Origin of the sequence: Neobacillus drentensis, from assembly GCF_036962765.1 — a bacterium.
Classification (GTDB): Bacteria; Bacillota; Bacilli; order Bacillales; family Cytobacillaceae; genus Neobacillus; species Neobacillus drentensis_C.
On record NZ_JBALOS010000105.1, the window covers coordinates 54,115 to 59,578 of the forward strand.

2 protein-coding genes are annotated in these 5,464 nt (G+C 34.1%); one reads left to right on the top strand and one right to left on the bottom strand.

The window, feature by feature from the left end; all coding sequences use genetic code 11:
- Positions 1 to 14: 14 nt before the first annotated feature.
- Positions 15 to 4,157: a S8 family serine peptidase gene (locus V7137_RS14485; protein ID WP_335698744.1), complete on the bottom strand. Its 4,143-nt coding sequence runs from the start codon at positions 4,155 to 4,157 to the stop codon at positions 15 to 17.
- A 457-nt stretch (positions 4,158 to 4,614) separates the two neighbouring features.
- Between V7137_RS14485 and V7137_RS14490 the strand changes: the two genes are divergently transcribed.
- On the top strand, positions 4,615 to 5,464 hold an 850-nt coding region (locus tag V7137_RS14490; protein WP_335698745.1), incomplete at its 3' end, for a helix-turn-helix transcriptional regulator.

The following is a 5,464-nucleotide window of genomic DNA, read 5'->3' on the forward strand; positions in this document are numbered from 1 at the left end:
TACGAAAAGAGCCTTTAATTAAAACTTTTTTTCAATTCTTCTAATGTTAGGTTTCCTGTTTTTTCAACTGGATTATTTGATGTTGGGATGTATGGATTGTTGGATAGGAAGTTCTTTTCGATATAGTTAAAGTCAATAATGTCAACGACTCCATCTTTATTAAGATCTTCTTTCATTCTATCCCCTGTAACTCCAGCATTGTTTGCAACCAGCTTTGCGTCATAAATATCGATTACATTATCTCCGTTGACATCTCCAGCAGCAGCCGTATCCGTATACACATTATAGAAAATACCTTGGACAACTCCATCGATCGTCCTGCTTAAAGTTATTTTTTTGCTGTATTGGAAATGCCCAGGAATATCGACAATGAATGTATATTCATCCTTCGTGGCAGGAATATCCGTTATTGTCATATAACCATTTTCTGAAATATCAGCAGGGTACTTTTTACCGTTTTTATCAACTAGATACGCTTTTGTTCCAATCTTTGAATAATCTAAATCATAATTATCTAAATTAACTGCTTCACCATGATAGTAACCTTCGAACCATGAGTGCTGGGAAATGAATTTAAACCTTTCAGCAAATGTTGGTAAAGAAGACTTGCTACCAGCGCTTGTTTGATAAGAAGATTCTTGATAATAGAATCCACTTTCTACAAAGTAATTATGGTCATCGACTACTTTTAATGTGATATCCAATAAATCAATACCATCATTAATTGAAACTGGTAATTTTGTCTTTTTGTCTGAAATATCTACAGCAAATGTAGATAGATTAGACCAAGTGTTTTCTGTAATTTGTGGCTTTGCAACTTGAATAGTCCAATTATTTTTCTTTGCAAGATCCACTAGCTGTTTTGATGGCTTAACGTCTACAACTTTATAGAAATTAGGGACATCGATTGTTACAGAGGCACTTGTTAAATCTTTCGCGTTTTGAACCGTAAATGTATTGACAAACTCTGATCCAAGACTTACACCTTTTGTATTGTTTTTAATTAAGGAATATTTATCCCCTTTATTTATAAAAGTAAAGTCTGGGAAAGTCGGATTTCCTGCTGTAGCGTAATCATAAGTATAGATAGCTACATTTGTTGGATAGTTTGCATATTCTTCTGGTAGGACACCAAATTTAAATTCACCATTTGCATTTGGGAAAAATTCAGCTGTTGGCCAATAAGAATCTTGATAAGCATATACGGTATTTGCCTCTTGAGTGATGTCATGTCCTCTACTTTTTAAATAGTCAATCGTATCATCATACAATTTTCCATGCACCCAATATGCTGTATAATCTTGTCCGTCATAATTTTCAGTTGTTAAATCTGAACTTGAAAGTTCATGGATTCCTGTTTTCTTATCAAATTCCAGTGTTGGCGCGGTATTATCGATCACCATGTCATTATCGACTTTATATGTTTTACCATCTATCCCTGTACCAATATAAGAAACAATGTATTTCCCTTCTTTAAGTGGTTCATATTCAAGTGATAAAGGTTTATTTGGATCACCTGTAAAATATTTTACATCACCTGAAAATCCGAAAAATATTAAGTATTCCGTATCAACTGACGCATTTTCTAAATTAAATGTGCCATAAAACCCAATTGGTTTTCCATCTAGATCGCTAACCACTACATCAATCGTTTTCATATGACTATTTAACTTGAAACTGACTGGTGTAAACGGCTCGATGTATGGATGATAGTTACTAAGGTCATTTGTTATGGCATGTTTAAAAAATTCTAGTTTTTCGAATCCAGGTTTAGAATAACGAACATGGAAAGGAATTTGATATGCTGCCGTTTTTGACTCATTTTCAATATAGATATAGCCCTCATATATACCAAATTTTGCATCTGCTGGGATCGTTATTTCTGCATTAATAGCCTTACTTTCATTTCCACCCACTTCGATTGAAGTCGGTAATTGAAGCGTCACGCCGCTCTCGCTTGCATTCCTTGAAACACCATCGATGGTTAAAAATTCAACCCTTGTATGATATGTTTCTAGTTGACTACTTAAATTCTTAATAGAAATCGATGTTGTTCTATTTTGAGTCTCACTTGATTCTGCAATACTACCAAAAGGTATAGATCCTGAAATGTCATCGATTTCTATATTTAATCCATCTTCATCTAAGGAAGTCGTCTTATTTTGTACTTCAAATAACGTTGTATTGTGGACTGCCTCAAAAGCATCTACACGTCCTGCTCCAACTTCATTCACATTGTACGTACGACCTTTTAAAGGATCAGCCGTATTCATAAGCGCAGCTTTTACATCTGCAACTGTATAATCTGGATGTGATTGTAATAATAAGGCTGCAACTCCAGCAACATGTGGTGTTGCCATGGAAGTTCCACTTAAACTAGCATAACCACTCGAATAATCGACACCATCTTCTGGACTATTAATATATTCTGGAACAGTAGAGAATGTAGAAACTCCAGGTGCTACTACATCTGGCTTAATATCAAAGTTATTACTAACTGGACCACGTGAGCTAAAATCAGCTAATACATCACCTGTAGTCATATTTGACTGTAAGTCTGTAAATTTAAGTTTAGCTGTAGGATCTGCTTTTAATTTTTCTAAAAGTTTTACTCCGTTGCCTTGTAACAGTTTAAATGTTGGAACATAACCTAGATTTTCACCGAAGAAAAATGGAATTTCGCCATCAACATTATTGAATATCAATACAGCTACTGCACCTTTATCGTGAGCACGTCGAATTTTTTCATCAAATGATATCTCACCACGAGAAATTAATGCCACTTTCCCATTAACGTCTTTGTCAGTATAATCCTCTTCTGTCCCAATTCCTACTTCAACAACATCATACTCTTTATCCATTAACTTTAGATAATCTTTACCAAGACCATGCCCCATTAAAGTATTTTGAACTGAAATATCTGCTAAACTTGCATTAACGGTTGGAATATCAGTCGGCACATCACTAGCACCAACAGTGATAGCTAGTGGAGAAGCACCTGGTGAACCTAACGTACCAGGATTTGGCCCTGCATTTCCTCCGGCTATAACTGGTATGACCCCTTTTAATGCGGCATTGTTGATGGCTACAGATGTAGCGTCTAAGGAATGATTATTACCATTACCTAATGATAGATTAATCACATTCATACCATCATTAACAGCTCTTTCTATACCTGCGATAACCGATGAATCATATCCTGATCCATATGCACCTAATACTCGATAGGAATACAAGTCAACATTCGGAGCTACACCTGTCATGGCATATTCAACATCATTTTTAGGGTTAGATGCGATTGTTCCAGCAACATGAGTGCCGTGTTCTGTATAGTATGAACTACCATCTATCGATTCAGGTTGACCAGATGCAAGCCACTCGGCTCTTGTTGTTTCCATTGGATCGGAGTCATTATCGACAAGATCATAGCCGCCTTTATAGGAATCTTTTAAATCAGGGTGATTATAGTCAATCCCTGTATCAAGTACCCCAACTTTTATTCCTTGTCCTTTTAAGCCCTCATTATGTAAACGATCAACACCTATATGAGGAAGCGCTGGTGGAATTACTTTTCCAGTTGATGGTTCTTGTGTAGTAGTCGATTCATTTTTCGGTAAACTAACGACATTGTCTTTCCATATCCTTTTAACTACTCCAGTCTCAAGCAAGGTATTAATTTCATTTGTAGGAATCGTCATAGCCATTCCATTAAATACATTCTGGTATGTTTGTTTAATTTGATATTTAATTGACTTTTCTTTTATATTTTGGTTTAACTCCTCCTTCTTCTTAAAAATTTCAGTTAATCGTTGTTTAAAATATTCTTGTTCCCCTTTTATCTTTTCTGCTTTATTTTTAGATGTACCTTTTAATTTTGATTGCTGGGCATTTTCGACCGGAGCTGTTTTGAACTCAACAATGACATTTGCGGTTTTATCTTTAAGTGACAACAAACTTGGATCAATGATGAATCCTTCTTGTGGGGTTAATCGTTTAATAGACTGTCGTTGTTCTTCATTTAGTCCTTTTAAGATCGATTCAGCAGAATTGGAAATAGCATACGTTTTGTGCTGAGGCATTAAATAGGATGTAAGTAAACTGGAGGCAATTACACCTGATACCATAACATTTAGAAATTGTTTCTTTCGAATTTTCATTAATCGACTCTCCTTCTACTAATTTAATTTTAGCTGCAAATTTTAAACCTATTATTTTCTAAAAATAATAAATTTAGCAGGTTTTCGTTTATAAAATGGTTACATATTCCTATGAGCATCGCTTTCCTCTCTAAAGATAGATAGTGTAAAATAAGAGTATGAATAATTAGACAACTCTATTAATTCCTATTGTACTTGATTTTTGTTCTCAACAAATTGGGGGAATTTTTCATCAAGTCTTTCTAACATCACTGCATAATTTGTCAAAATCCCTGTAAACCATTGTCAAATTTTGAAGAATTGAACGTTTTTTTGTAAAATCTTAAACTGTTAGATTAGTTTTAAATGACATTTTTTGAACTATATTAAAAAAATCATCTTTGTACTTGGGGGAATCTTGTTTTTCCTATTACTCGAACACAGCAAGATAAAATTTTTCTAAAAGGAGAAATTCATTATGTATGAGGGGAAAATCATTAGGTTTTACCGCGAAAAATACCAAATTACTCAAGAGCAATTAGGAAATGGGATTTGTTCTGGAACACATATTAGTAAAATTGAGCGTTTACATACTGAATATGCACCTGAAATTATCACTCTTTTATCCGAGCGTCTAGGAATAAATATCGAAAATGAAATAACAAAACTTAAAAATATAAAAAAGCGATTACATCATTGGCATGATGCTATTATCATGCAATTATTCGAAGAAATGGATCTTATTAATCAAGAACTTGAGCAAGAAGATTTAATTCAAATCTCTGATTATATCAATCTTTACAAATTACTTCGGGTTAGGTATTTACTAATGCATCATCTGACCGATGAAGCATTTACCATCATCGAGGAAATCCAAAAGAACGAAAATAAATTATCATCCTATGAAGCAAATCTGTTCAAACACGCTTTAGGGATTTACTATTTAGCGAAACATGAAAACCTGAAAGCAATTCAAGCATTAAAATCAATAAATGACACAGATTACAAAAACAAGGAATATACCTATCACTTAGCAGTCGCATATCACTCGGTTGAATCACCGGTTATGGCTTATTTTTTCGCAGATAAATCACGTCAATTTTTCAAAGAGATTAATAACTATCTTAGAGTGATTGATGCAGAAATGCTGATGGCGATTCAAGTAAAGGATGATGGAGATTTTAAAGAGACCATTCAGAGGTTTGAAAGCTTAATCAAAAGCTGTGATCTTTGTCATTCACCTGGTCGAAAAGCAAAGGTATTACACAACTTAGCTTTTGAATACTTTAGAAGAAAAAATTATGAACCAGCCAATAAATACTATAAAG